This is a genomic window from Weizmannia sp. FSL K6-3076 (genome assembly GCF_038007245.1).
Taxonomy (GTDB): Bacteria; Bacillota; Bacilli; order Bacillales; family Bacillaceae_C; genus Weizmannia; species Weizmannia faecalis.
The window spans coordinates 2,500,702-2,526,401 of the sequence record NZ_JBBOWU010000001.1 but is presented as its reverse complement, the minus strand read 5'-3'; the positions used below and the strand labels follow the sequence as shown (position 1 = coordinate 2,526,401).

Below are 25,700 nucleotides of genomic sequence, written 5' to 3'. Positions count from 1 at the left end.
ATGGACCCTGTGCATTTATTTAAAGCACGCGATTTTAAAAAGTCGGCTTCCTTTGCTATCCTTTAAGTTATAAACAGGAAAGAAAGGAATAGCGAAATGAAAAAGCATTTAATTTCCGCCATCTCTATTGTTTCTGCCGTGTCAGCCTTGTTGTTTCTGGCCGGCCTGTGGATGGTGTTTGAAGACCAGCAGACGAAAGCAACAGGCGTAAAGACGGAAACTGCCAGAACCGGCAATAACACGTCAAAAGCGGGTGGTACGAAACAAATCACGATTACAGCAATCGGCGACTCGCTGACAAGGGGAACGGGAGATACAGCAGGAAAGGGATATGCGGGTTATGTTGCGGATCGTTTAAAGAAAAAAACGAAGAAGGCTGTTCTGCTCCAAAACAATGGCATCAAAGGGCTTACATCAAGCGGGCTGCTTGAGCAGATCAAACAGCCGCAAATCAAACGCGAACTCAAGAGCGCGGATATCATTTTGCTGACCATCGGCGGCAATGATTTGTTTGCGGGCGGGGAGGCGCTTGACCATTTGAATACCGCCTATATCGAAAAGCTGGAAAAGCCTTATTTGGCCAATTTAAAACAGATCTACGCAGGGATCCGGGCGGTGAACAAAACGGCAATCGTCTATCATGTCGGGCTGTATAATCCTTTTATTGACTTGTCCGAGGCGAAAACGACATCTGCGATCGTCAGAAAATGGAACTTTGATTCTGCTTCTGTCGCGTCTGACTTTCCAAAAATCATCTATGTGCCGACGTTTGACCTTTTTGAACAAAATGTAAACGACTATTTATACAGTGACAAATTCCATCCGAATACGGCCGGTTATCAACTGATCGGAGAGCGTGTTGCTTCCCTGATCCATTATCGGGAGGAGAAAGCGAAATGACGACGATTCCCGCACTTAAGGTTATCGATGTCCATAAAAAAATTGGCAGGAAAGAAATCATCAAAGGCATCAGTTTTGAAGTGATGCCGGGAGAGGTATTCGGATTTCTCGGGCCGAACGGGGCAGGGAAGACAACAACGATTCGGATGCTGACAGGTCTGATCCGCCCGACTTTGGGAAAAATTTTGATCGGCGGAAAAAACGTACGGACCGAGTTTACGGAAGCCATGAAAAATCTCGGTTGCATTGTCGAAAATCCGGAGATGTACCCGTTTTTGACCGGGTATGAAAATCTTGCCTATTTTGCACGGATGGATCCGTCCATTCCGAGAAACAGGCTGGATGAGGTGGCGGCGCTCGTTGGCTTAACTGGCCGGATCCATGATAAAGTAAAAACATACTCTCTCGGCATGCGGCAAAGGCTTGGCATTGCCCAGGCACTCCTTGGGAACCCGAAGCTTTTGATTCTTGATGAACCGACAAACGGGCTTGACCCGGCAGGCATCCGGGAAATGCGCGAATTTATCCGGTCGCTTGCCGAAAAAGCGCATTTAAGCGTCCTTGTTTCTTCGCATTTGTTAAGCGAAGTGCAGCTGATGTGCGACAAAGTGGCCATTATCCATAACGGCCAGGTGATTCGGACCGGGAATGTACATGAGCTGCTTTCCGAAAAAGCGCGTACCTTTTGGAAAGTTGCGCCAATAGAGAAAGCACGCACCTTGCTTCAGGCGGAGACACAGGTGGCAGAAGGAGAAGATGGCCTCCTCGTGACCCCTTATGATGAAGAAAAAAATGCTTTATGGAACGAAATGCTCGTTCAAAACGGGGTCCGGGTGAAAGAAATGAAGGCCGTGCTGCCGGCGCTTGAAGATTTGTTTTTGGAACTGACAGGGGGCAGGAAAAAATGATCCAACTCATATACAATGAACAGCTGAAGCTTTGGAAGAAAAAGCGGATTCTTGTCATTATCTTGATTATCGCCTGCCTTGTTCCCATTTTTACCTACGCGCAGTACAAAGAATCGAAAGCGCTGCAGGAAAAAATCGGGACAACCGACTGGCGGGTTAAGCTCCAGAAACAAATTGTCGATACGCAAAACCGGCTCGGATCGGCAAGCCTTTCTGATGATTTTAAAAAATATTTGCGTATCACATTGAGTCAGGAACAATATTATCTCAACCACAACATCAATCCGAACGCGCCGGGTGCCCCGACGTTTATGCGGGTATTTATTGAAAATGCGATCGGCATGCTTTTGCCGCTGTTCGTCATGGTGGCGGCAAGCGATATCGTGTCTGCTGAGGCGGGCAGCGGGACAATCAAATTATTGCTGACGCGCCCTGTGAAAAGATGGCGCATCCTGCTTAGCAAGTACATTGCCATGCTGCTGTCCGTTTCGTTTATTTTGCTGTGCACTGCCGTATTCACCTATGGTATTTCCGGACTGGTATTCGGCTACCACGGCTGGAACATGCCCATACTTACCGGTTTTACGATAAAAGGGGACGAGCTCCTTACATCACATGTGCATGCTGTTTCGCAATGGAAATATTTGCTCATGGCGTTTGGCCTTGCCTGGTTTGTCGGCGTCGTTTCAGGCAGCCTCACATTTATGCTTTCTGTCTTGTTGCGCAGCACGGCCGCCGTAATGGGGATTATGCTGTCCTCATTGATTGCCGGCGCCATTTTGACCAATATGGTATCGGCATGGCCAAGCGCAAAATATTTGTTTATGGTGAATTTGCAGCTGACAAATTATCTCAATGGTACAAGCCCGCCTGTTGCAGGCATGACGCTCGGATTTTCGGTTGCTGTGCTGCTTGTGTGGCTTTTTCTCTCGCTCGTGGTTTCTTTTGTTGTGTTTACAAAACGGGATGTTTATTAAGAAAAACGGAATTCCGCCAATTTCCGGTAAAATTTTTTCGCTGCATTAATACAATGATAAAGCAGGATTTTTTACGGGGCAGCACGAATTTCGTATGATAAGCAAAGGGGGAGATGCTGTGTTTCAACGGTTTGTCGTTGGGATGGGGATTGCTGTGTTTATGTTTATTGCAGGTGTCACTTATTTTTACTTTAACAAAGGAGAAGCGATTGCAACGGAGGCAGCACCTTCGAAAAAACCGGCTGCAGAGGAAGAGACGGCTGCAAAAGCGGTTATACAGGAAAGCTTCTGCCAGAAGACGCCTGAGCGCAAACTTTCGGCATACAAAAGCATGAGCGAAGAAGCATTGGTGCAGGAAGTACATAATATGACGCATCAAAAAGTGGCGGCAAATGAAAAATGGGGAGCTTCCGAAATCACAAAAGAAAAGGTGGACGCCCTGTATTCGGCAATTAGCAATCAAACTTTTGCGGATACAGAACTGCAGGATATGCTGCTCGGTATATTAAAACCGTGGAAAAAAGGCGATTTCAGCAATGCGGTGAAGGCCCATAATGAGATTTGGGCCTACCAGAAAGGCAACATCGGAAAAGCGGAGCGGCGGCTGACGCCTTCTGAAGAAGCGGCATATATTAAGGAAAATTTCAAATGACATCAGGAAGTGGAAACGGTGAAAATTTTAGGTATATCCGGCTCGCTTACCGGTGAGAAGACCTCCATTGGTGTATATGAGGTGCTTATGGCAATTAAAGCGGAAGATCCGGAAGCGGAAACTGAACTGCTCGATTTAAAAGATTATGAAGTGGAGTTTGCAAGAGGGTTTCCACTTTCTTATTACAATGATGATACGATTGCGGCCGTTAATAAAATGCTTGAAGCGGATATCCTTGTTTTTGGCTCGCCAATTTACCAGGCGTCCATTACAGGCGCTTTGAAAAATTTGCTCGACCATTTGCACCGCGATGCTTTTCAGTCCAAAGTATGCGGCATTGTGATGAACGGCGGCTCGGACAAACATTTTCTTGTTGCTGAATACCAGCTGAAACCGGTGTTAACCTTTTTAAAGGCCACCTGTGCGGTCCGCAATGTTTTTATCCACAATGATGATTTTAATGAGGACAATGAAATCATCAATGCCGATATCCAGGCACGCATCCGAAAGCTTGCGCATGAACTGTTGCAATTGAGAAAAGCTTTCTCCGGAGGCAATCCTGGAAATTTGGGATGATGTACTTTTGCCTAGTGCCGTGGCCGTTGCGCATGGGCGATAGTGGATCATCAGCGAAGCTTAGGTAGACGTGCTCTAGGCGAAGGAAGGCGACCATTTTGCCGTTTATCTTGCCGTATGACGCGTTACCAGCAAAAGGATAAAAAACCCCGGGGCAATTTTTCAGGGGAGAGGAGCTCTAAGTTTTTCCGCTTTCTTAACATTGTATCGTTCTTTTAGGCGGAATAAAAAAGTGCCGGCGGACAGCCGGCGCTTTTTCTTTACTGCAATTCCCTTTTTAAAATCTGTTCCGCATGTGCAACTTGTTCTTTTGTCGGCGGTTCGACACCTTTGAGGGGATAGTCGATGCCGAGCGCCTCGTATTTGTAGACGCCTAACTTATGGTACGGAAGGATTTCGATTTTTTCGACGTTTGGCAGCGAATGGATAAAATCAGATGTTTTTTGCAAATCTTCTTCTGAATCGACGCCGGGAACGAGCACATGGCGGATCCAGACCGGAATATGCTTGTCAGCGAGATACCGGGCGAAATCGAGAATATGCTCATTTGACATGCCGGTCAGCCATTTATGCTTTTCCGGGTCAATATGCTTGATGTCCAATAATACAAGATTTGTATATTTCATCAATTCATCCAGTTTTTCCATAAACCGGGAACTGCGCGAGAAACATCCGCCCGCTGTGTCAATGGCAGTATGGACGCCAATTTCTTTGCACGCTTTAAACAATTCGATCAGAAAATCGAGGTGCAAAAGCGGTTCACCGCCGCTCACTGTAATGCCACCGCCGGAAGCTTCAATAAAAGGCAGGTAATCGCGCACATCGCTCATAATCTCTTCGACGCTCATTTCATTGCCTTCATTGATTTTCCATGTATCTGGGTTGTGGCAGAATTTGCAGCGCAGCGGGCAGCCTTGCGTAAATACGACATAGCGGATGCCGGGCCCGTCGACTGTGCCAAACGATTCAGTGGAATGAATGCGCGTTGTCATGTTCATCTCAATCAAATCCTTCTATATAGATTCCCCATAAGTTAAGTGTTTAATAGGGGGGAGGGGGCACGCAGGTGCATGCCGCCCGAATCAGTTTACATCATTTCATGGAACGTGCGGTTAATGACTTCAAGTTGTTGTTCCCTTGTCAATTTAATGAAGTTTACCGCATATCCCGATACACGGATCGTCAATTGCGGATATTTTTCCGGATGATCCATCGCATCCAGCAATGTTTCGCGATGCAGGACGTTGACGTTTAAGTGGTGCGCTTTTTTCGCCATATAGCCGTCCAGCATGCCGTCCAGGTTGGAGACCTGTGTTTCTTCTTCGTGTCCGAGCGCTTCCGGGACAATCGAGAAAGTGTTGGAAATGCCGTCAAGCGAATATTTATAAGGCAGTTTCGCAACAGATGTCAACGATGCGACTGCGCCGTGCGAATCGCGGCCGTGCATCGGGTTTGCGCCAGGGGCGAACGGTTCGCCTGCTTTCCGGCCGTCCGGTGTGCTTCCTGTTTTCTTGCCGTATACAACGTTCGATGTAATTGTCAGGATCGAAGAAGTATGGACAGCGTTCCGGTAAGTCGGATATTTTTGCAGTTTTTGCATAAACGACTTGACGAGATTGACGGCAATTTGGTCGACGCGGTCATCGTTGTTGCCGTATTTCGGATAATCGCCTTCGACTTCATAGTCAACGGCAAGGCCATCTTCGTCACGGATGACTTTTACTTTCGCATATTTGATGGCGCTTAGAGAGTCGGCCGCAACAGACAAGCCGGCAACGCCGCAAGCCATCGTGCGCAGTACATTGCGGTCATGCAATGCCATTTCAAGCCGTTCGTAGCTGTATTTGTCATGCATATAATGAATGATGTTCAAAGCATTGATATAAACGCCTGCAAGCCAGTCTAGCATCCGATCGTATTTTTCCATGACTTCATCGTAATCGAGATATTCCGATGTGATCGGCTGGAACGGAGGTGCGACTTGCATTTTATACCGTTCATCAACGCCGCCGTTAATCGCATACAGCAAAGCTTTTGCCAGGTTGGCGCGGGCGCCGAAGAATTGCATTTGTTTGCCGATCCGCATCGCCGATACACAGCAGGCAATGCCATAATCATCGCCGTATTCTTCACGCATTAAGTCATCGTTTTCATATTGGATGGCGCTTGTCTTGATCGACATTTTCGCGCAATATTGTTTCCATTTATCCGGCAGTTTCGTCGACCAGAGCACGGTCAGGTTCGGTTCCGGCGCAGGGCCGAGATTATCAAGCGTGTTCAGGAAGCGGAACGAGTTTTTCGTAACGAGTGTACGGCCGTCCAAAGCCATGCCGCCGATCGATTCTGTTACCCATGTCGGGTCGCCGCTGAACAGTTCATTATAGTCTTCCGTCCGTGCAAATTTGACGAGGCGGAGTTTCATGACAAAGTGGTCGACGAGTTCTTGTGCTTCCCGTTCAGTCAGGACGCCGTTTTTCAAATCTCTTTCAATATAAATGTCAAGGAAAGTGGATGTGCGCCCAAGACTCATGGCCGCGCCATTTTGTTCTTTAATGGCAGCCAGATACGCGAAATACAGCCATTGGAAAGCTTCGTGTGCGTTTGAAGCCGGTTCGGAAATATCGAATCCGTAGCTTTGTGCCATTTGTTTCAATTCTTGCAATGCACGAATTTGTTCCGAATGTTCTTCACGTTCACGGATGACTTCTTCTGTCATCAAGCCGCAGCCGATTAAATCGAGATCTTTTTTCTTTTGCTCAATTAAATAATCTACACCGTAAAGGGCAACGCGCCGGTAGTCGCCGATAATGCGGCCGCGGCCGTAAGCATCCGGAAGGCCTGTTACAATGCCGGCATGCCGTGCAGCTTTGATTTCCGGTGTGTAGGCATCGAATACACCTTGGTTATGGGTTTTCCGCCATTCTGTAAAAATATGTTTGATTTCCGGATCAATTTCATAGCCGTAAGATTTTAAGGCACTTTCTGCCATCCGGATTCCGCCAAACGGCATCATCGAACGTTTGAACGGTTTATCGGTTTGGAAACCGACAATTTTTTCAAGTTCTTTGTTTAAATAGCCCGGGCCATGCGATGTAATGGTAGATACAATTTTCGTATCCATATCCAGGACGCCGCCTTTTTCGCGTTCCTGTTTCGACAGTTCCATGACCTGATCCCATAATTTTAAAGTGGCTTCAGTCGGGCCGGCAAGAAAGCTTTCATCGCCTTCGTAAGGGGTTACATTTTTCAGAATAAAGTCCCTTACATCGATTTCTTTTTGCCAGTTTCCTCCTTTGAAGCCTTCCCATTGTTTTTTGGAGAGCGTTGCTTTTGTCAGTAATTGTTCAGTCATTTTAAATGGCCTCCTTTAAGCCTATTAATGAGCTGCCTTCAGAATTGGATGTTTGTTTGTTAAATAGTGAACATTTCTTATTACGCTTTCATTTTAGCATGGTCGATTTTAAAAAGATAGTGATAGCGTTCACATTTTGGGGCCAAAAAAAGCAGTTGTCAAAGAATGTTCAAAACATTTGGCCGTAGATATATAATAGAAAAATGCGATGAAAGCGTGTTATAACACAAATTGATCAGTTTTTCACATGATTATTTTTCTTGGGGAGAGTTTGTGATTTGGTAACATGCTCAATATTTCACAAAATTGGCACAGCCAGATGAAAGCGTTTGCGTTATATTTTTCATGTAAGCAGTTACATAAAAGGAGTGGGGAAAGATGTTAACAGGATTACGTACTGATTTTCAAATGCCTTCCGTAAACTTGTTTGGACAGGGGACGGCAGAAGAAATTGGAAACAGGCTGAAAAATCTTGGGTGTCGCAGACCGCTGATTGTAACCGATGAAGGGCTCCACCAACTGGGGTATTCCGAAAAAATTGCAGCCTATATAAAAGAAGCCGGCCTGGAAGTGGCGATCTATCCGAAGGCTGAACCAAATCCGACAGACAAAAATGTGGAAGACGGGTTAAAAACCTATCATGAAGAAAATTGCGATTCAATCGTTTCACTTGGCGGCGGGAGCGCGCATGACTGTGCAAAAGGGATCGGGCTCGTTGCGGCCAATGGGGGCAAAATCCATGATTATGAAGGGCTGGACCGTTCTGAAAAACCAATGGTGCCGCTCGTTGCAATTAATACAACAGCCGGGACTGCCAGCGAAATGACAAAATTTACGATTATTACCGATACGAGTCGGAAAGTGAAAATGGCGATTGTAGATAAACATGTGACACCGGTTTTGTCCATTAATGATCCATTATTAATGGTCGGGATGCCGCCGTCTTTAACTGCGGCAACGGGGCTTGACGCTTTGACCCATGCAGTGGAAGCGTATGTTTCAACTGCGGCCACACCGGTAACAGATGCATGCGCCATTAAAGCGATCCAAATTATTCCGCAATATTTGCCAAAGGCTGTTGCAAACGGCAATGATATGGAAGCGCGTGAACAAATGGTATATGCGCAGTATTTGGCAGGCATGGCGTTTAATAATGCATCTTTGGGCTATGTCCACGCGATTGCGCACCAGTTCGGCGGTTTCTATAACTTGCCGCACGGCGTTTGCAATGCGATTTTGCTCCCGCATGTGTGCCGTTTCAATCTGATTGCGCGGAAAGAAAGATTTGCAGAAATTGCCGTTGCACTGGGTGAGAAGACGGATGGCCTGAGCGTCGACGAAGCGGCGGAAAAAGCCATTACAGCAATAGAAAGGTTGGCAGCACAGCTGAACATTCCGAAAGGCTTTAAAGAACTCGGGGCTAAAGAAGAAGATATCGAAATCCTCGCCCAGCATGCGATGCAGGACGCGTGCGCAGCCACAAACCCGCGCAAACCAACACAAAAAGAAGTGGAAGCGATTATAAAAGCAGCGATGTAAGGAAGAAGACGGAGGAGGTGTGAACAGCATCTCCTCCTTTTTATTCACCCAAATCCGTAATTTATTTTCCTAATCCTGAGATTTATTCACCCCAACGTGGGGATCTGTAAATTTATTTTTTTATACTAAAGATTTACACTTCATCTTACTATTTATCTTCCCATACCTCAAATGTATTATTCCAATCTCGCTTTCTCGGAATTTTCATATCCTTGCTGGTTTACCTTTTCTCGTGTAATCGTTTCATAAACGTTCAAAATATATACAAACACAAACAGGGAAAAAGGGGATATGATAGAAAGGCAGTTGTTTGTGATATGATTCACAATTAAACATTTTTCATGTTGGAGATGGTGTTTATGTACGAGGCCGTTGAATCTGTTGTTCAAATGGCATTAAATAAGAAAAAATATCTGGAAGAATCCTTGCTTCGTTATGTGACAAAAGCAGCGTTGGCAAGTATGTTCATCGGTTTTGCCATTATAATATGTTACCGTCTTGCTGAGCCGTTTTTTGATGCGAAGTCTCCGGTTACTTCCTTTATGGCTTCAATATTTTTTGGCGCAGCGCTTGTGCTTATTATGTTTGGCGGCGGCGAGCTTTTTACCGGCAATACGATGATGATGACAATGAGCACGGTAAAAAAAGCGACAACTTGGAAAGATGCGCTCACAAACTGGGTGGCAACGTATGCCGGAAATTTGATCGGTGCGGCGATTTTCGCGCTGTTTATCCATTACAGCGGACTCTATGCGGATTCGGATAACAGCCAGTTTTTAATGTCGGTTGTTGGTGGGAAAATTAGCCTGACGACGGCCCAAATGTTTTTCCGTTCGATTCTTTGTAACTGGCTTGTTTGTTTAGGGTTCTGGGTTCCGATAAACGTAAAGGGAGACGGGGCTAAAATCGCTTCGATGATGCTGCTCGTGTTTGGCTTCGTCATTTCAGGCTACGAACACAGCATTGCCAATATGGTGCTGTTCTCGCTGGCACTTGCCGCACCACACCCGGATACCATTACACTCGTGGGCATTTTGCACAACCTTGGTGTGGTAACGCTCGGCAATATGATTGGCGGCGGCGTCTTTGTCGGTGCCATGTACGCCTTCTTAACATCAAAGAAAAAAGAAAAAGTGCCGGTTGCTGTTGTTGACACACACACCGTATCCCCTTTTTCGGCTGAAAAAATCAAGTAATATAAAACGAGCTGCCTGATAGAGGGCAGCTCGTTTTATATCGAAAAACCTGATCCGTTTCATTAGCTTTGAATCAGCTGCAGGAATTGCTTGGTCCGTGCGTTTTTTGGATGATGGAATACTTCTTCCGGTTTGCCTTGCTCCAGGATGACACCGCCATCCATGAAAATCACCTTGTCTGCAACTTCGCGGGCAAACCGCATTTCGTGTGTGACAACGGCCATTGTCATCCCTTCTTCAGCAAGCTCCTTCATCACATTCAGCACGCCGCTCACAAGTTCCGGGTCCAGTGCGGATGTCGGTTCGTCAAACAGCATTACTTCCGGCTCCATCGCAAGCGCCCGCGCAATCCCGGCGCGCTGCTGCTGACCGCCGGAAAGGCTTGCCGGATACGCATCTTTTTTATCAAGCAGGCCTACCTTTTCCAGCAGTATTTCAGCTTTTTTTACTGCATCCTGGCGGTTTTTCCTTTTTACAATGATGGGCCCCTCAATCACATTTTCGAGAACCGTTTTATGCGGGAAAAGATTGTACTGTTGGAAAACCATGCCGGATTTTTGCCGCAAAGCCGCGCGTTCTTTTTTACCGGGATGTTGGGAAAAGTCAACGGATACATCACCGATCTGTACTCTGCCTTGATTTGGAACTTCAAGAGCATTCATGCAGCGAAGCAGCGTGGTTTTACCAGAACCGGATGGGCCGATGATGACGATCACTTTCCCTTTTTCAATGGTTAAGTCAATTCCTTTTAGCACTTCAAGGTTGCCGAATTGTTTATGTAACCCTTCTATTCGAATCATACAGGTCCCTCCTTACTTGCTGATGTATTTATCAAAACGGCCTTCCAATTTTTGCTGGATTATTGAGAGAATCAAACAAATCACCCAGTACAAAAAGGCCGCTTCGACATACAGCAGCATAAATTGATAAGTGGTGGAGGCAATTTCCTGGGCTTTACGGAACAGATCGGCCACCAAAATCAAGGAAGCAAGAGACGTATCCTTCACGAGACTGATAAACGTATTAGAAAGTGGCGGTACCGATACGCGGACGGCCTGTGGGAGTACAATTCTTCTCAAAGCCTGTGAATAGTTCATCCCGATCGAATAGGCTGCTTCCCATTGTCCCTTTGGAATCGACAAAATCGCTGCCCTGATAATTTCTGATGCATACGCGCCGACATTGAGCGAAAAGCCGATAATGGCGGCTGGAAAAGAACCAATGGTAATGTGCACAGACGGCAGCCCGTAAAAAATGATAAATAATTGCACAAGCAACGGGGTTCCGCGGATTGCTGAGACATAGATTCGGGCAATCCATTCCAGTATTTTAATGCCGGAAATCCGTGCCAGCGCCGTGGCGAGTGCCAGCACAAGACCGATACAGAAAGTAATAATCGTTAATGGAATCGTATAATGCAAAGCTCCCTTCAGCATCGACAGAAGGGAACTTTGCACCAAATGCAGCTGGTTGCTGCTGATAAACGCAAGGTTATTGGGAAACATCTTCACCAAACCATTTCTTTGAAATTTTTGTTAGTGTGCCGTCTTTTTTCATATCTTTTAAAGCATCATTTACTTTGTCTGTCAATTTTCCTGAATGTTTCCGGAACAAAAGAGCGGATTTGCTGGCATCGTTTGCGGTGGCGGCAACTTTAATGGCAGCATTCGGTTTTTGCTTTTTGTAATCCAGATAAGTTAGGGAATCATTGACCGTTGCATCCACACGATTTGAAGTCAAAAGCTGGATCGCTTGGTTAAAGCCTTCCACACTTACAATATTGGCACCATTTTTCTTGGCAATAGTGGCAAAGTTGCTTGTAAGCGATTGGGCTGATTTTTTGCCTTTTAAATCAGCAAAGGACTTGATGTTCGTATTGTCTTTGCGTACAAGGACAACGGCTTTTGAAATCGTATATGGTGTGGAAAAATCATATTTTTTCTGGCGGTCTGCGCGGATCCCGACTTGGTTTGCGATCATATCAAACCGTTTGGAATTGAGCCCGGCAAACATGGCATCCCACTGGGTTTCTTTAAATTCGGCTTTTAATCCGAGCCGTTTTGCAACTTCTTTTGCAACATCAATATCGTAGCCTGTTAATTTTCCGTTTTTATGGAAAGAAAATGGCGGATATGTTCCTTCTGTCCCGATCAAAAGGACGCCTTTTGATTTGATCTGGCCGTATAAGTCATTGGATTTTGAAGCGTTCTGGTTGTCCGTATTTTTTCCGCATGCCGTTAACGCAAGCAGCAAGCAAAACACGGCCAGCCATTTGATGTATTTTCTCATGTTGTCAACTCCCTTTTTATTATCTTTACAGTCTACAGCTATGCTTTAACCAGCATTTTGTATTGTAAACAAAGGGGTAAAAAATATCCAGAAAAAAGGCTTTGTATAGTAAAATATGGATGAGGGAAAGCGAAAGGTGGTTAACCCAATATGGCAGAAGGATATGTGAAAGTCACGGGAGGGAATGTCTTTTACAAAATAACGGGCACCGGAAGCAAAACGCCGCTTATCGTATTGCACGGCGGGCCTGGTGGGACACATATGCCGTTTTTTGCCCTTGAAGCACTCGGGGATGAACGGCCGGTTGTCTTTTACGACCAGCTCGGTTCCGGAAGATCAGACCACCCGGATGACCCCTTACTCTGGACAATTGACAGATTCACAGAGGAGCTTGCCCGGCTTCGTGAGGCACTTGCATTGGATAAAGTCCACATCCTCGGCCATTCGTGGGGAACAATGCTTGCGGCAAACTATTTGCTGAAGCAGCCGGCAGGGGTAAAAAGCGTTATATTTTCCGGGCCATGCCTGAGCGCTCCACAGTGGAAAGAGGATCAGGATGAACACCGGAAACAGCTGCCGCCCGATGTCCAGGAAATTTTGGCGCGTTCAGAACGCGAGGGGCGGACATCCTCTCCGGAATACAAAGAGGCAATGAAAGTTTTCTATAAAAAATTTGTCAACCGTCTTGAAGAAAAGCCGGCCGTCTTGCAATCGGAATTTGCCCGTCCGAATGAAGAAGTATACTTGACGATGTGGGGGCCGTCAGAATTTTACCCGTCCGGCAATTTGAAAACATTTGACGTAACAGGCCGCCTGCATGAGATCAGGCTGCCTGCCTTATTTACCTGCGGGCGTTACGATGAAGCCAGGCCGGAAACAACGAGGGCCTATAGCCGGCTCATACCGGGGGCAAAATTCCATATGTTTGAAAACAGCTCACACCAGCCGTACCTTGAAGAGCCCCATGAATTTGTGCGGGTGATCCGGGAATTTTTGGCAGGTGTTTGAGCGCACGGTCAGCGGATATTGATGAGCAGATAAAGAAACCAGACGGCGTGATGCTGTTCGTCTCTTGCCGCTTCAAGAAACGCCTGCTTCATGGCAGGGCTATTTGCGGAACGCGCCAATTCTCTGTAAAAATCGACCGTGTTTTGTTCGTCTTTCACGGCAAATTCAAGCCCTCCTTTGTAAGTGGAAGGGCAGGCTTCGCTGATTTGCGGCTGCGGCCTTCTGCCTGTGAGGTTCGTGTAAAACTGCGAAAATGTCTGGAAATGGCGAATCTCATCATCACGGATTTCCATAATGATGTTACGGGCTTCAGCAGACGGGGCTCTCCTTGCGATTTGCTCGTAGCAGGCGATGACACTATATTCGCCGTTTATTGCCTGGATTAGATTGGCGAGCCATACTGCCTGCTGGTTCCCGGCGTCAGGCTGTGTGTTTCTCAAACCGGCATGATCATCAAACGGATGGACAAACATTGGATTCCCTCCTCACTTTCAACCGGTATATCGTATGATGGGCAAAAGCGGATCGTTCCGATTTTTTCTGATCCATCCAGCGGACAATGTTTAAAAATTTTCCCGAAATGTTTTATAATAGGAATGTCTATGCCAGATTTCCTTCATATTTTTTTAGAAAAGGAGCAAAGAAATGGAAAAAGTACTTGTTTTCGGCCATAAAAACCCGGATACGGATGCGATTTGTTCAGCGATTGCCTATGCAGCGTTAAAAACAAAATTGGGCGTTGACGCGGAGGCGGTCCGGTTAGGAGAATTGAGCAATGAAACGAAATTCGCATTGGAAACATTCCACATGGAAGCGCCGCGCCTCGTTCAAACGGTTGCAAACGAAGTGGAAAATGTCATTCTTGTGGACCATAATGAACGCCAGCAAAGCGCGGACGACATTGACAGCGTGCGGGTCCTTGAAGTCATTGACCACCATCGCATCGCCAATTTTGAAACGAGCGACCCGCTCTATTACCGTGCGGAACCGGTCGGCTGTACAGCAACGATTTTAAATAAACTTTACAAAGAGAATGGGGTTGAAATCAGTAAAGAAATAGCTGGCCTGATGCTTTCTGCGATCATCTCCGACTCGCTTTTGTTTAAATCCCCGACTTGCACGGAAGAAGATGTGAAGGCAGCGAAAGAACTGGCTGAAATTGCCGGTGTGGATGCAGATACATACGGCCTTGAAATGCTGAAAGCCGGCGCGGATTTAAGTGACAAAACGGTGGAACAGCTGATTACACTTGACTCCAAAGAATTTGATATGGCTGGCCATAAAGTGGTGATTGCCCAGGTAAATGCCGTTGATACAAATGACGTGCTCGTGAAACAGGCGGAAATTGAACAGGCGATCCAAGCGCAGATTACAGACAGAGGGCTTGATTTGTTCCTGTTTGTTGTAACGGATATTTTAACAAACGATTCCGTCGCACTTGCACTCGGCAAATCGGCGGATATTGTGGAAAAAGCCTATAATGTCAAGCTGGAAAACAACACGGCCACTTTAAAAGGCGTTGTATCACGGAAAAAACAAATTGTTCCGGTTTTAACCGAATCCTTTCATAGCTGAAAAAACCGGTGCCGACACATGGCACCGGCTTTTTTCATTCCAAGAAACCGGAACAGGGCTTTCAGATACCCGTATGATCCTTGGGTATTGTGCTGCCTTTTCAAATTTTGGCTTGCGGAACCCCGCTGTTTCCGCAACCGGCACCGTTTTTTCAACCGGGGGACCAGAACGGGACGCAGATATCCATATGTTCCGTATATGGAAGCGGATTGTTTTACAGCTTCGGGAACAGCCCGTGGATGCCGCTTGCGATCATTTGAACCGCCATGACGGCAAGAATCAGCCCCATCAGCCTTGTTATAATGTTAAGGCCGCTTTGCCCGAGCTTAGAGATAATCGAAGATGAATAATAAAACAATACAAAGGTTAAAGCGAGCACAATGGTATAGCCGATTAAAACACTTGCCAGGTTTGGCAGGGAATGGGAAGACGTCTGCGCCATGACGGTTGCGATCGTCCCGGGCCCGGCCAGGATCGGGAGGGCAAGCGGTGTAATAGAGATGTCATCCCGGGCTTCAACTTCTTTCCGCTCATTCGGATGCGGGCTTTGCGATCTTGCATTTTTAGCGTGCAGCAGGCTGTAGGCAATCCCGAAGATTAAGATCCCCCCTGCAACGCGAAACGCATGAATCGTAATCCCGAAGACCTCGAACAATAATTTTCCAAGAAAAAGAAAAACCGTTAGTATGATAAAAGAAACAATGACCGCTTTGCGGGCGGTTTTCCGTTTGTCCTTTAAGGAATATCCACCAGTTAATGAAATGAAGATTGGAATATTCCCGATCGGATTCATCACCGCAAAAAAACCGAGCGAAAGTTTTATAATTTCGCCGAACAATTTCTACACCCCTTTTTGTTTATTTTTTATTGCATTACCCTGTTGGTGGAAAATGTAACAGGGGTAACAGTTTTTTGATGGACGGATCCCCGCGTTTCTTTACAGAAGCGGATGTCTTTAATATAATGTTCATATCTTTTTGATGTATGTAAGAAGCAACGCAGTGTTTCACCCGGAGAGCGGGGGAGAATCCCTGCGTTTTTATTGTGACAATCATTTTTATAGTTGATGATGGCGCGTTTTTAATGGCAGCAATACGCATATTGCCGCTTGTTGCCGTACAAAAAGTCCTCGTCATGCAAATTGGTGGTCGGACTGAATGCAAAAACTTAAGTTCATTTTATATAAATTGTTTGTTTTTGGGGGAGGTGAATCATGGATACGGCCGAATTGAAAAAAGAAGTCATTGCCTTCAGCAAAACGATCGGAATCGACAAAATCGGGTTTGCTTCTCCAGACCCGTTTACGGAGTTGAAGCAGCGCCTGATCCGTCAACAGGAACTCGGCTACCAGTCCGGCTTTGAGGAAAAAGATATTGAAAAAAGGGTGAATCCTTCTTTAATTTTTGATTCGCCCCAGTCGATTATTGCCGTTGCGCTCGCCTACCCGTCCAAAATCAAGAATCCGCCGAAAGGGAAAAAAGGCGCACGCCGCGGGATCTTTTGCCGGGCTTCTTGGGGCGAGGACTATCACACCATCTTAAGGGACAAGCTTTCGAAACTGGAAGATTTTCTTAAAGAAAAAGTGGAAGGGGCCCGCTGCAAATCGATGGTCGATACAGGGGAACTCTCCGACCGGGCGGTAGCCGAGAGGGCCGGCATTGGCTGGAGCGGAAAAAATTGTTCGATCATCACACCGGAATTTGGTTCCTATGTGTACTTAGGCGAGATGATTACCAATATTCCGTTTGAACCGGATACACCTGTTGAGGACCAGTGCGGTGACTGCCGGAAATGCCTAGATGTCTGTCCGACCGGCGCGCTTGTTTCTGCCGGGCAGCTGAATGCCAAACGGTGCATCAGCTTTTTAACGCAGACAAAAGATTACTTGCCGGACGAGTTTAAAGGGAAAATCGGCAATCGCGTGTACGGTTGTGATTCGTGCCAGACAATCTGTCCGAAAAACAAAGGGATTGATTTTCATTTTCATGAGGAAATGGAGCCGGAACCGGAAGCGGCCAAGCCACTTCTGGAACCGATTCTCCGCCTCAGCAACCGCGCGTTTAAAGAACGGTTCGGCCATATGGCAGGATCGTGGCGCGGGAAAAAGCCGATCCAGCGAAACGCGATTATCGCGCTCGCCCATTTTAAGGAAGAAAGCGCAGTACCGGAGCTGATCCGAATTTTGCAGGAAGATCCGCGCCCGGTTATTCGCGGGACGGCAGGCTGGGCGCTTGGGAAAATCGGCGGGGAAGAAGCAAAAGCTGCACTTCTTTCCGCACGCGAACAGGAAGAAGATCCGGATGCCCGCAATGAAATCGAAAAAGGCCTTGCATTTTTCGATTAGACGTCCATCGCAGTGCACGCGGCATCAGCAGGAGAATGAAAATCAGCCGGTGCCTATTTCAGGATAAACTTTGATGCCGCTTCTTTCGTGGATACGGGTAAAAAATCGTCACATGGAACGGTACTGCGTCAAGAAAGCTCTAGGAATGTATCACGTTCCTTGATAACGGCTGCCGCTTTTTTATGTGCCAAAAGCAGCGCCAACGCAAATTTTCAGCAAAACAAAAGAATCTTTGCGTTTTCAAAAAGCACGAAAATATACAGATACTGATTTCCCCCATTTTTTCATCATATAGTGATGAAGAGAGGGGGTTTTCTGATTGAAAGAACAAATCCAGGCACATCTTGAAAACAGGCTTGCTCACTTTACCGGGCGAGGAACAGAGCGGGAATTTGAAGATATTGAACGAAAAAAGACGGGGCTTTCAAATCGGGATGCCCGGATTGTAAAGGTGAAAGCGGAAGCAAAAGTAACCCGGGCTGACCAGGAGGGAAGCCACAGCTTTCTTTATTATACGGTGCATATGCAGTATATGATCAAACAAAAAGCGGCTTTTTACATTGAAGAAGCAGTGGAGGAAAGAAAAGCATCTTTTTACGATGGAAGGCTTTATGAAGACGAGGAACTTGTGCCGGACATTCCGGAATGGCGCGGTCCTCTGCCGGATGATGAGGAGCAGAAAACTGGAGCAGCTGGCGGCGAACGGATCGCATACGTGTATGACCGCATGAAAGCTGTCCAGTATGCGGAAAAGTGGTGGAACCGTTTTAATCCGGCTTACAAATCGTTTACGGATGACTGCACGAACTATATCTCGCAATGCCTTCACGCCGGCGGGGCACCGATGCGCGGATACCCGGACAGGGCACAGGGCTGGTGGATGATGCACAATAACTGGAGTTACAGCTGGACGGTTGCACATTCGTTTAAGACATACCTGCAGTATTCTAAAACCGGTTTGCGCGCAAAGGAAGTTTCGTCACCGCAGGAGCTGAAGTACGGTGACGTCATTTGTATCGATTTCCAGGGGGACGGCCGGTTTGACCATACGCTCATTGTCACGGGTTATGATTATTACGGGATGCCGCTTGTGAATGCCCATACGACCAATAGCCGTAAACGGTACTGGACGTATGAAGACTCTTCCGCCTATACGCCGAATATCAAGTACAAGTTTTTTACCATTGAAGATGATAGTTGAGAAACGTGTTATAATAAGTCCCGAGGTGACAAATGTTGAGCTTGCATGTTGTATTGTACCAGCCGGAAATTCCCGCCAACACAGGCAATATTGCACGCACTTGCGCGGGGACCGGGACAACGCTCCATCTGATCCGCCCGCTCGGCTTTTCAACGGATGATAAAATGTTAAAAAGAGCCGGGCTGGATTATTGGAAGCATGTGAATATCGTCTATTATGATTCACTGGAAGAATTTTTTGAAAAAAATGCGGACGGCGAAGTATACTACATTGAGACGTTTGGCGAAAAGCCGTTTACGGATTTTGATTTCAGCGATCCGGACAAAAATTTATATTTCATGTTCGGCCGGGAAACCTCGGGGCTGCCGAATGACTTGATTGAAAAAAATAAGGACCGCTGCCTGCGTATTCCGATGACAGACAAAGTGCGGTCGCTTAACCTTTCCAATACTGCCGCCATCCTTGTATATGAAGCGTTGCGGCAGCAGCATTATCCAGGATTAAAATGACAAAGGGCCGGGCTGGTTCATCGCCCGGCCCTTTCGTGTGTGGAAGCGCCAATGCCGGAAATGGTCGGGATCATCCGGCCCGTGCTCACGAAAGATCCCGGTGAAAAATCCCTTCCGAATGTTTTAAGCTGCATTTTTTCTAGGCCTTGCCCGCTCAAAATCCCTGCCACACTGCCAGGCTGAATTTCCCCGGCCTTTCGTGTGTGGAAGCGCCATTGCCGGAAATGGTCGGGATCACCTGGCCTTTTGCCCACGGAAGATCCCCGGTGCAAAAAAATCTTTGAGCAGCATTTTAATACTCCGGCTCTTGCTCGCGGAAGTTTTCCCCTTTGTCTTCGTATCCAGCCGTGAAAATGGCGGACAAGAATGAAATCGCTACCAATATAATAAGGAACGTTTTCACTTCGATATCCTCCCTGTTTTTCCTTCTTTGCCCCTCATTATAGCCCATTTCACTGAAAGATGCACCTATTTTCAATTTTTGAACGTACCTTATCCACCAGAATCTCCCTAAACGAAATTTTTCCTATTCGTTTTTCGCGTTTATCGCTGTCCGTTCGTCCCGAATAAGGTTGTCTCTTTTTATCATGTTCCCTCGCTTGGGGGCATAGATTATATAAACGTCTCTTCAACAAGACTAAGGGGAGGTACGAAATGGATATTCTGAGGAAACTCACAAACTACCGTGAAGAAGAGGAAAAACTGAGATGGGAAGGAACGTTCAGGGAGTATCTTGACTTGCTAAAAGAAAAGCCATGGGTTGCACAATCCGCTCATTCCCGAGTTTACAATATGATTAAGGATGCCGGTGTGGAGGAAGTGGACGGAGTAAAAAAATACCGTTTTTTCAGCCATCAATTATTCGGTTTGGAAGAGGCGCTTGAAAAATTGGTGGAAGAATATTTCCACCCGGCTGCGAAAAGGCTGGATGTCAGAAAACGGATTTTATTGTTGATGGGACCTGTAAGCGGCGGAAAATCGACGCTTGTGACAATGTTAAAACGGGGCCTTGAAGCGTATTCGCGGACTGAACAGGGCGCTGTATTTGCCATCAAAGGCTGCCCAATGCATGAAGATCCGCTTCACTTGATTCCGCAACATTTGCGGGCGGATTTTTACGAGGAATACGGTATCCGGATTGAAGGCAATTTGTCTCCTTTGAATATGCTGCGGCTGGAGGAAGAGTATGGCGGAAGGATTGAAGACGTGCTCGTTGAAAGGATCTTTTTTTCCGAAGACAAGCGGACGGGGATCGGCACGTTCAGCCCGTCGGATCCGAAATCGCAGGATATCGCGGATCTAACCGGCAGCATTGATTTTTCGACCATTGCCGAGTACGGTTCCGAATCGGATCCGCGCGCTTACCGTTTCGACGGCGAACTGAACAAGGCCAACCGCGGCATTATGGAATTTCAGGAAATGCTCAAATGCGATGAGAAATTTCTCTGGCATCTGTTGTCGCTGACGCAGGAAGGAAATTTTAAAGCAGGCCGGTTTGCGCTGATTTCTGCTGATGAATTGATCATCGCGCACACGAATGAGACCGAATACCGCTCTTTTATTGCCAATAAGAAAAACGAAGCTTTGCACTCACGGATTATTGTCATGCCGGTTCCGTATAATTTGCGGGTAACCGAGGAAGAGAAAATTTATGAAAAAATGATCCGGGAAAGCGATGTGGCGGATATTCATATCGCTCCGCATACGCTGAAAGTTGCGGCGATGTTTACCATTTTAACAAGGTTGCGCGAACCGAAGCGGGCGGATATCGATTTGCTTAAGAAAATGCGCTTGTATGACGGGATGGCAGTAGAGGGGTACAATTCACAGGATGTAAAGGAACTGAAAAATGAATACCAGGATGAAGGCATGTTCGGGATTGATCCGCGCTATGTCATCAACCGTATTTCCTCTACAATCATCAAAAAAGAAATGAAATCCATCAATGCCCTCGATGTGCTTCTGTCATTGAAGGAAGGGCTTGACCAGCATCCGTCGATTACCCCGGAATTGAAAGAGAAGTATTTGAATTTCATTTCTTTAGCGCGGAAAGAATACGATGAAATTGCCAAAAAAGAAGTGCAGAAAGCATTTGTATATTCGTATGAAGAATCGGCGAAAACGCTGATGGACAATTATCTCGACAATGTAGAAGCATTCTGCAACAAAGTGAAGCTGCATGATCCTTTAACAGGCGAAGAAATTAATCCGGATGAAAAACTGATGCGGTCGATCGAAGAACAGATCGGCATTTCGGAAAATGCGAAGAAAGCGTTCCGGGAAGAAATCCTCATCCGCATTTCGGCTTATGCGAGAAAAGGGAAACGGTTTGATTATAATTCACACGACCGGCTCCGTGAAGCCATCCAGAAAAAATTGTTTGCGGATTTAAAAGACGTTGTCAAGATTACAACATCCACAAAAACGCCGGATGAACAGCAGTTGAAGAAGATCAATGAAGTGGTGGCGCGTTTAATTGATGATTACGGCTATAATTCCACATCGGCCAATGAACTGCTGCGCTATGTCGGGAGCTTGCTGAACCGGTAATCCGGCAGCCGGAAGCCGGGCGATATCAGCCCGGTTTTTTCCTTATCCGGCTTTAGCCTGTTTCTAAAAGAAAAATGTCAAATATTCTGCCTTATTGCATAAGATAGAGTAATCTTAAATGTGATGATCCAAGTTTTTAAACGCCAAAATAGCATATGTTAGGATATCCGGTATGGTGACGGCGAAATTCTCGGCAAATTTTTCAAAAAAGGGAGGATGAGCATGGATAAACAGGATCAGAAGCATTTTGTTCTTTCACAGGAAGACTGGTCGCTCCACCGCAAAGGGCATGATGACCAGGTCCGCCATCAGGAAAAGGTCCAGGAAGCCATCCGCAACAATCTGCCCGACTTAATTACGGAAGAAAGCATCATTATGTCAGACGGCCGGGATGTTGTCAAAATACCGATCCGGTCATTGGACGAATATAAAATTCGCTATAATTATGATAAAAATAAACATGTCGGCCAGGGCCAGGGCGATTCCAAAGTCGGTGATATCATTGCACGCGACGGTTCCCCCGAGCAGGGACCGGGCAAAGGCCAGGGAGCAGGCGACCAGCCGGGAGAAGACTATTATGAAGCGGAAGTATCTCTGATGGAAATCGAGGAAGCATTGTTCAGCCAATTGGAACTGCCAAATCTTCAAAGGAAAGAGCGAGATGAGAACACGGTAGAGGCGATTGAGTTTAACGATATCCGGAAAACGGGGCTAATGGGCAATATTGATAAAAAACGGACGATGATGTCGGCGTTTAAAAGGAATGCGATGAATGGCAAACCGGCCTTTCACCCGATCGTGCCGGAAGATCTCAAATTCCGCACATGGAATGAAGTGGAAAAACCGGAATCAAAAGCGGTTGTCCTTGCGATGATGGATACAAGTGGAAGTATGGGGATATGGGAAAAGTATATGGCGCGCAGCTTTTTCTTCTGGATGACGCGTTTTTTGCGGACGAAATACGAGACCGTGGAAATTGAATTTATCGCCCACCATACAGAGGCAAAAGTCGTATCAGAGGAAGATTTCTTTTCAAAAGGGGAGTCCGGCGGCACGATCTGTTCATCGGCTTACCGGAAAGCGCTCAGCCTGATCAATGAAAAATATGACCCGTACCGCTTTAATATTTATCCTTTCCATTTTTCGGACGGCGACAACCTGACATCAGACAATGCGCGCTGCGTGAAACTTGTCCAGGAAATTATGAAAGTCTCGAATATGTTCTACTACGGGGAAGTGAACCAGTACAACCGCCATAGCACCCTCATGTCGGCCTATAAAAATATTAAAGATGAGAAATTTAAATATTACGTGCTGAAACAAAAAGCAGATGTTTTCCATGCGATGAAAAGTTTCTTTTCAAAGGAAGCAGACAAAGCTTTGGCATAAGAAGAAAGGGGCTGCACAACGGCTGATGCGGGCCCCTTATTTTTGCGGGTGCCGATAACGGGTGATTCACCTGATTCTGTGTGTGCCGCGTGCTGTGATCTCATAAGTTTTCTACCCATATCTTATATTTAAGAATGCCATCTTCCAAAAATTCTTCTGTATGAACAAGGTATGTTACATCCGGTAATCCACATAAAGCGTAGGAAAGGACACTTGCAACTTTCAAATCAGGCGTAATGAATCCTCTTCCTTCCCCCATATCACTAACACTGGAGAATCCTACTTCCTCAGCTTCCCAAAATGTATCATAAATTCTGTCGTCTATTGTCCATTCCATAGGGATATCTCCTTTCCTTCATGCTATGGCCGTTAAAAATGCTCTTCTCTTAAAATGGAATAGATTTTGAGATCCCAATGTTTTCCTTTTCTATAAACGGCTTTGCGCAAAGTGCCTTCATAGGTCATGCCGGCTTTTTCCATGACGCGGGCCGACGCGATATTTTCTGCAAAACAGCGGGCCTGGATGCGGATCAAATACATGTGTTCAAACCCGAAAGCAATCAGCTTTTTAGCGGCTTCTGTCATGATGCCTTTTCCCCAGTGCTCAGGAGAAAGGGCATAGCCAATCTCGGCCGTCCTTTCTTCCGGCTTCCACCATACAAAATCGACCGTCCCGATCAGCTTTCGTGTCTCTTTGTCTTCAATTCCCCAGGGGGCAATCTTGTGTTCGCGGTACTGGCTGAGCACAAAATTTATAAAATTTTTCGAATCGCGGACAGACCGGTGTGCATCCCACGTCACGTATTTTGCTACTTCACTTCTTGACGCATAGGAAAATAAATCGAGCACGTCATCCCGCTTGAGCTTTCTTAAAACAAGCCGGTCCGTTTCAAGCAGTGGCAAGTTCCGGTATATGTCTTCGATTCTCACATCTATCCCCCGCAGTTCTGAATGGTTTATTAAAAATGTATCATAAAATGGAAATTTTTCAATTGTCTATGTAAATTTCTTTTGCATATAAAAAGAGCATGCTTAACGCTGCTCTTTTTTCAGCCCGTTTTACCAAAAAAGGTTTACAATATGATAAATCGCACCGGATAAAACGGCTGAAATCGGAAGGGTAATGACCCAAGTGATCACCATTCTTTTTGCAGTATCCCATTTGACCCCTTTAATTCGGTGGGCCGAACCAACCCCGAGAATGGAAGAAGAAATGACATGGGTGGTGCTGACCGGCAAGTGGATAAATGTTGCACCAAAAATAATGAAAGCTGAACTCAAGTCGGCTGCAACCCCGTTAATCGGCCGGATCTTCATAATATTGACGCCGACCGTTTTAATAATCCGCCAGCCGCCGATCGATGTCCCAAGCCCCATTGCCGCCGCACAACCGACCTGGACCCAGAATGGAATATGGTTCTCGGCAATATAATGGTTGGCAATCAAAGCCATTGTGATAATCCCCATCGATTTCTGGGCATCATTTGTCCCATGGGAGTAAGACTGGAGAGCGGCGGTGAAAATTTGGATCAGCCGGAAGTGTCGGTTCGTTTTCGCAAGCTTAAAATTCTGAAATGCAACTTTAAAAATGCTGTAAACCGTAAAACCGACCGTAAAAGCGAGGATCGGGGATAAAATTAAGGCTTCAATAATGCTGATAAAACCACGATATTCGATTACATGAAAACCTGACGAGGCAATCGCCGCGCCGGCAATGGATCCGATGATGGCATGGGAAGAACTGCTCGGAATGCCGAAATACCATGTAATCAAATTCCAAATAATCGCTGACATCAGTGAGGACAAAATGACCACCTGTCCGTTTGCAAGGGTGAACGGGTTTACAATACTTTCCGTAATGGTCTCGGCAACACCTGTAAAAGAAATGGCGCCGAGAAAATTCATAAGCGCGGCCATTACGATCGCATGCCGGGGTTTTAATGCTTTTGTCGAAACGGCCGTTGCAATCGCGTTAGCCGTGTCATGGAATCCATTGATGAAGTCGAATCCAAATCCAAAAATTACTATTAAGACAGTTAATACTAAAATGCTATCCATTCAGCAGACTCCTCACGCATTTTTCATGATAATCGTCTCTAAAATGTTGGCCACCGTCTGGCAGTAGTCGGCCACATCTTCCATCTTTTCATACAAATCCTTATATTTGATCAGGCGAATCGGGTCTTTTTCGTTTTGAAAGAGGTGAATTAATGATTTTCTTAAAATTTCGTCACAATGGAATTCAAATTCTTTAATTTTAATGGCATGCGGGCGGATCTTGTCGAGTTTTTTCGAAAAAAGGATGTCAATTGCTTTTTCAATTTCGTCGGTACAGCGGCGGATCATTTCAACAAATTCGACCATAAAATCGTCCGCCTGGTAAATATTGTACAGTTCAAATAATCCGGAAACTTCTTCAATGCCGTCCAGCACGTCATCGAGGCTGTTCGTTAGTGACAAAAGGTCTTCCCGTTCAATCGGGGTGATAAAGGCATCGTTCAGTTCCAGAATCATGTCATGGACGTAAGTATCCCCGGTCGTTTCGTATTCTTTCATTTTTTCAGTAAAAATTTTTAAATCGTCTTTATTATGGATTTTATAGTCGGCAAAGTAATTGGTGGCTTCCCGGAGGTTGGTCGAAATATGGCCAAACAGCACTGTAAACTTGTCTTTCTTGTTTTTAAATACCATGTAAGATCCTCCTCATATCCTTTTCATTATCAAACGTCTTTATT

25 protein-coding genes are annotated in these 25,700 nt (G+C 46.1%); 14 read left to right on the top strand and 11 right to left on the bottom strand.

Annotated features, from left to right (window positions below):
- Nucleotides 1-96 precede the first annotated feature (96 nt).
- The 5 genes from NSS95_RS12115 to NSS95_RS12095 all read left to right on the top strand — a co-directional run bounded on the left by NSS95_RS12115 (nucleotide 97) and on the right by NSS95_RS12095 (nucleotide 4,013).
- Nucleotides 97-900 carry an SGNH/GDSL hydrolase family protein gene (locus tag NSS95_RS12115; protein WP_035189487.1) on the top strand — a complete coding sequence of 268 codons (804 nt, stop codon included), beginning with the start codon at nucleotides 97-99 and terminating at the stop codon, nucleotides 898-900.
- Nucleotides 897-1,808 (top strand): ABC transporter ATP-binding protein, encoded by a 912-nt coding sequence (locus NSS95_RS12110; protein ID WP_340713913.1) that lies wholly within the window; start codon nucleotides 897-899, stop codon nucleotides 1,806-1,808. Before NSS95_RS12115 ends, NSS95_RS12110 begins: the two co-directional genes overlap by 4 nt.
- Nucleotides 1,805-2,785, top strand: a complete 981-nt coding sequence (locus NSS95_RS12105; RefSeq protein WP_035189491.1) for an ABC transporter permease subunit — start codon at nucleotides 1,805-1,807, stop codon at nucleotides 2,783-2,785. Before NSS95_RS12110 ends, NSS95_RS12105 begins: the two co-directional genes overlap by 4 nt.
- A 118-nt stretch (nucleotides 2,786-2,903) precedes the next feature.
- Nucleotides 2,904-3,437, top strand: coding sequence for a DUF6241 domain-containing protein (locus NSS95_RS12100; RefSeq protein WP_017551797.1), 534 nt, complete (start codon nucleotides 2,904-2,906; stop codon nucleotides 3,435-3,437).
- A gap of 18 nt (nucleotides 3,438-3,455) precedes the next feature.
- Nucleotides 3,456-4,013 (top strand): NADPH-dependent FMN reductase, encoded by a 558-nt coding sequence (locus tag NSS95_RS12095; RefSeq protein ID WP_017551798.1) that lies wholly within the window; start codon nucleotides 3,456-3,458, stop codon nucleotides 4,011-4,013.
- A gap of 260 nt (nucleotides 4,014-4,273) precedes the next feature.
- On the opposite strand, the gene pflA is transcribed toward NSS95_RS12095, so the two are convergent.
- The gene (pflA, locus tag NSS95_RS12090) at nucleotides 4,274-5,011 is read right to left on the bottom strand and encodes a pyruvate formate-lyase-activating protein (RefSeq protein ID WP_017551799.1); all 738 of its coding nucleotides are present in this window, start codon (nucleotides 5,009-5,011) and stop codon (nucleotides 4,274-4,276) included.
- Between the two features lie 89 nt (nucleotides 5,012-5,100).
- On the bottom strand, nucleotides 5,101-7,365 hold the full coding sequence (gene pflB / locus NSS95_RS12085) for a formate C-acetyltransferase (RefSeq protein ID WP_017551800.1): 2,265 nt from the start codon (nucleotides 7,363-7,365) through the stop codon (nucleotides 5,101-5,103).
- Between the two features lie 378 nt (nucleotides 7,366-7,743).
- Between pflB and NSS95_RS12080 the strand changes: the two genes are divergently transcribed.
- On the top strand, nucleotides 7,744-8,904 hold the full coding sequence (locus tag NSS95_RS12080; protein ID WP_017551801.1) for an iron-containing alcohol dehydrogenase: 1,161 nt from the start codon (nucleotides 7,744-7,746) through the stop codon (nucleotides 8,902-8,904).
- 359 nt (nucleotides 8,905-9,263) lie between these two features.
- Entirely contained in the window at nucleotides 9,264-10,100 is an 837-nt protein-coding gene (locus tag NSS95_RS12075) for a formate/nitrite transporter family protein (protein WP_026683951.1), read from the top strand.
- Nucleotides 10,101-10,162: 62 nt separating this feature from the next.
- Here NSS95_RS12075 and NSS95_RS12070 read toward each other — a convergent pair whose 3' ends face one another.
- Genes NSS95_RS12070 through NSS95_RS12060 form a run of 3 tightly spaced genes read right to left on the bottom strand, consistent with a single transcriptional unit; the run spans nucleotide 10,163 to nucleotide 12,389 of the window.
- Nucleotides 10,163-10,900: an amino acid ABC transporter ATP-binding protein gene (locus NSS95_RS12070; RefSeq protein ID WP_017551347.1), complete on the bottom strand. Its 738-nt coding sequence runs from the start codon at nucleotides 10,898-10,900 to the stop codon at nucleotides 10,163-10,165.
- A 12-nt stretch (nucleotides 10,901-10,912) separates the two neighbouring features.
- On the bottom strand, nucleotides 10,913-11,605 hold the full coding sequence (locus NSS95_RS12065; RefSeq protein WP_014097423.1) for an amino acid ABC transporter permease: 693 nt from the start codon (nucleotides 11,603-11,605) through the stop codon (nucleotides 10,913-10,915).
- Complete coding sequence (locus tag NSS95_RS12060; RefSeq protein WP_014097424.1) at nucleotides 11,592-12,389, bottom strand: amino acid ABC transporter substrate-binding protein; 798 nt, start codon at nucleotides 12,387-12,389, stop codon at nucleotides 11,592-11,594. The genes NSS95_RS12065 and NSS95_RS12060 overlap by 14 nt, the downstream gene beginning before the upstream one ends.
- A 150-nt stretch (nucleotides 12,390-12,539) precedes the next feature.
- On the opposite strand from NSS95_RS12060, the gene NSS95_RS12055 reads away from it, so the two are divergent.
- Nucleotides 12,540-13,397, top strand: coding sequence for a proline iminopeptidase-family hydrolase (locus NSS95_RS12055; protein ID WP_014097425.1), 858 nt, complete (start codon nucleotides 12,540-12,542; stop codon nucleotides 13,395-13,397).
- Between the two features lie 8 nt (nucleotides 13,398-13,405).
- On the opposite strand, the gene NSS95_RS12050 is transcribed toward NSS95_RS12055, so the two are convergent.
- Nucleotides 13,406-13,870 carry a ferritin-like domain-containing protein gene (locus tag NSS95_RS12050; protein ID WP_340713912.1) on the bottom strand — a complete coding sequence of 155 codons (465 nt, stop codon included), beginning with the start codon at nucleotides 13,868-13,870 and terminating at the stop codon, nucleotides 13,406-13,408.
- Between the two features lie 172 nt (nucleotides 13,871-14,042).
- Between NSS95_RS12050 and NSS95_RS12045 the strand changes: the two genes are divergently transcribed.
- Nucleotides 14,043-14,972 (top strand): manganese-dependent inorganic pyrophosphatase, encoded by a 930-nt coding sequence (locus tag NSS95_RS12045; protein WP_017551344.1) that lies wholly within the window; start codon nucleotides 14,043-14,045, stop codon nucleotides 14,970-14,972.
- 214 nt (nucleotides 14,973-15,186) lie between these two features.
- On the opposite strand, the gene NSS95_RS12040 is transcribed toward NSS95_RS12045, so the two are convergent.
- Nucleotides 15,187-15,810 carry a MarC family protein gene (locus tag NSS95_RS12040; protein ID WP_014097428.1) on the bottom strand — a complete coding sequence of 208 codons (624 nt, stop codon included), beginning with the start codon at nucleotides 15,808-15,810 and terminating at the stop codon, nucleotides 15,187-15,189.
- Nucleotides 15,811-16,185: 375 nt separating this feature from the next.
- On the opposite strand from NSS95_RS12040, the gene queG reads away from it, so the two are divergent.
- The 5 genes from queG (at nucleotide 16,186) to yhbH (ending at nucleotide 22,965) form a co-directional block, all read left to right on the top strand.
- Nucleotides 16,186-17,316, top strand: a complete 1,131-nt coding sequence (gene queG, locus NSS95_RS12035; protein ID WP_014097429.1) for a tRNA epoxyqueuosine(34) reductase QueG — start codon at nucleotides 16,186-16,188, stop codon at nucleotides 17,314-17,316.
- 319 nt (nucleotides 17,317-17,635) lie between these two features.
- Nucleotides 17,636-18,517: an amidase domain-containing protein gene (locus NSS95_RS12030; protein ID WP_017551341.1), complete on the top strand. Its 882-nt coding sequence runs from the start codon at nucleotides 17,636-17,638 to the stop codon at nucleotides 18,515-18,517.
- Nucleotides 18,518-18,552: 35 nt separating this feature from the next.
- Nucleotides 18,553-19,026: a tRNA (uridine(34)/cytosine(34)/5-carboxymethylaminomethyluridine(34)-2'-O)-methyltransferase TrmL gene (trmL, locus tag NSS95_RS12025; protein ID WP_026104609.1), complete on the top strand. Its 474-nt coding sequence runs from the start codon at nucleotides 18,553-18,555 to the stop codon at nucleotides 19,024-19,026.
- A 654-nt stretch (nucleotides 19,027-19,680) separates the two neighbouring features.
- The gene (locus NSS95_RS12020) at nucleotides 19,681-21,576 is read left to right on the top strand and encodes a PrkA family serine protein kinase (protein ID WP_014097432.1); all 1,896 of its coding nucleotides are present in this window, start codon (nucleotides 19,681-19,683) and stop codon (nucleotides 21,574-21,576) included.
- A gap of 222 nt (nucleotides 21,577-21,798) precedes the next feature.
- The gene (yhbH, locus tag NSS95_RS12015) at nucleotides 21,799-22,965 is read left to right on the top strand and encodes a sporulation protein YhbH (protein ID WP_014097433.1); all 1,167 of its coding nucleotides are present in this window, start codon (nucleotides 21,799-21,801) and stop codon (nucleotides 22,963-22,965) included.
- Nucleotides 22,966-23,065: 100 nt separating this feature from the next.
- Here yhbH and NSS95_RS12010 read toward each other — a convergent pair whose 3' ends face one another.
- From NSS95_RS12010 to NSS95_RS11995, 4 genes are all read right to left on the bottom strand, one after another.
- Nucleotides 23,066-23,302, bottom strand: a complete 237-nt coding sequence (locus NSS95_RS12010; RefSeq protein ID WP_026683964.1) for a hypothetical protein — start codon at nucleotides 23,300-23,302, stop codon at nucleotides 23,066-23,068.
- Between the two features lie 32 nt (nucleotides 23,303-23,334).
- Nucleotides 23,335-23,895: a GNAT family N-acetyltransferase gene (locus tag NSS95_RS12005; RefSeq protein WP_014097435.1), complete on the bottom strand. Its 561-nt coding sequence runs from the start codon at nucleotides 23,893-23,895 to the stop codon at nucleotides 23,335-23,337.
- Nucleotides 23,896-24,024: 129 nt separating this feature from the next.
- Entirely contained in the window at nucleotides 24,025-25,023 is a 999-nt protein-coding gene (locus NSS95_RS12000; RefSeq protein WP_014097436.1) for an inorganic phosphate transporter, read from the bottom strand.
- 12 nt (nucleotides 25,024-25,035) lie between these two features.
- Entirely contained in the window at nucleotides 25,036-25,656 is a 621-nt protein-coding gene (locus NSS95_RS11995; protein ID WP_014097437.1) for a DUF47 domain-containing protein, read from the bottom strand.
- Nucleotides 25,657-25,700 lie beyond the last annotated feature (44 nt).

Excerpts from the sequence above, each read along its gene's own strand:
- NSS95_RS12115 (WP_035189487.1), top strand. The coding sequence starts at position 97 with ATGAAAAAGCATTTAATTTCCGCCATCTCTATTGTTTCTGCCGTGTCA.
- NSS95_RS12110 (WP_340713913.1), top strand. The coding sequence starts at position 897 with ATGACGACGATTCCCGCACTTAAGGTTATCGATGTCCATAAAAAAATT.
- NSS95_RS12105 (WP_035189491.1), top strand. The coding sequence starts at position 1,805 with ATGATCCAACTCATATACAATGAACAGCTGAAGCTTTGGAAGAAAAAG.
- pflA (WP_017551799.1), bottom strand. The coding sequence starts at position 5,011 with ATGAACATGACAACGCGCATTCATTCCACTGAATCGTTTGGCACAGTC.
- pflB (WP_017551800.1), bottom strand. The coding sequence starts at position 7,365 with ATGACTGAACAATTACTGACAAAAGCAACGCTCTCCAAAAAACAATGG.
- NSS95_RS12080 (WP_017551801.1), top strand. The coding sequence starts at position 7,744 with ATGTTAACAGGATTACGTACTGATTTTCAAATGCCTTCCGTAAACTTG.
- NSS95_RS12075 (WP_026683951.1), top strand. The coding sequence starts at position 9,264 with ATGTACGAGGCCGTTGAATCTGTTGTTCAAATGGCATTAAATAAGAAA.
- NSS95_RS12070 (WP_017551347.1), bottom strand. The coding sequence starts at position 10,900 with ATGATTCGAATAGAAGGGTTACATAAACAATTCGGCAACCTTGAAGTG.
- NSS95_RS12065 (WP_014097423.1), bottom strand. The coding sequence starts at position 11,605 with ATGTTTCCCAATAACCTTGCGTTTATCAGCAGCAACCAGCTGCATTTG.
- NSS95_RS12060 (WP_014097424.1), bottom strand. The coding sequence starts at position 12,389 with ATGAGAAAATACATCAAATGGCTGGCCGTGTTTTGCTTGCTGCTTGCG.
- NSS95_RS12055 (WP_014097425.1), top strand. The coding sequence starts at position 12,540 with ATGGCAGAAGGATATGTGAAAGTCACGGGAGGGAATGTCTTTTACAAA.
- NSS95_RS12050 (WP_340713912.1), bottom strand. The coding sequence starts at position 13,870 with ATGTTTGTCCATCCGTTTGATGATCATGCCGGTTTGAGAAACACACAG.
- NSS95_RS12045 (WP_017551344.1), top strand. The coding sequence starts at position 14,043 with ATGGAAAAAGTACTTGTTTTCGGCCATAAAAACCCGGATACGGATGCG.
- queG (WP_014097429.1), top strand. The coding sequence starts at position 16,186 with ATGGATACGGCCGAATTGAAAAAAGAAGTCATTGCCTTCAGCAAAACG.
- NSS95_RS12020 (WP_014097432.1), top strand. The coding sequence starts at position 19,681 with ATGGATATTCTGAGGAAACTCACAAACTACCGTGAAGAAGAGGAAAAA.
- yhbH (WP_014097433.1), top strand. The coding sequence starts at position 21,799 with ATGGATAAACAGGATCAGAAGCATTTTGTTCTTTCACAGGAAGACTGG.
- NSS95_RS12010 (WP_026683964.1), bottom strand. The coding sequence starts at position 23,302 with ATGGAATGGACAATAGACGACAGAATTTATGATACATTTTGGGAAGCT.
- NSS95_RS12000 (WP_014097436.1), bottom strand. The coding sequence starts at position 25,023 with ATGGATAGCATTTTAGTATTAACTGTCTTAATAGTAATTTTTGGATTT.
- NSS95_RS11995 (WP_014097437.1), bottom strand. The coding sequence starts at position 25,656 with ATGGTATTTAAAAACAAGAAAGACAAGTTTACAGTGCTGTTTGGCCAT.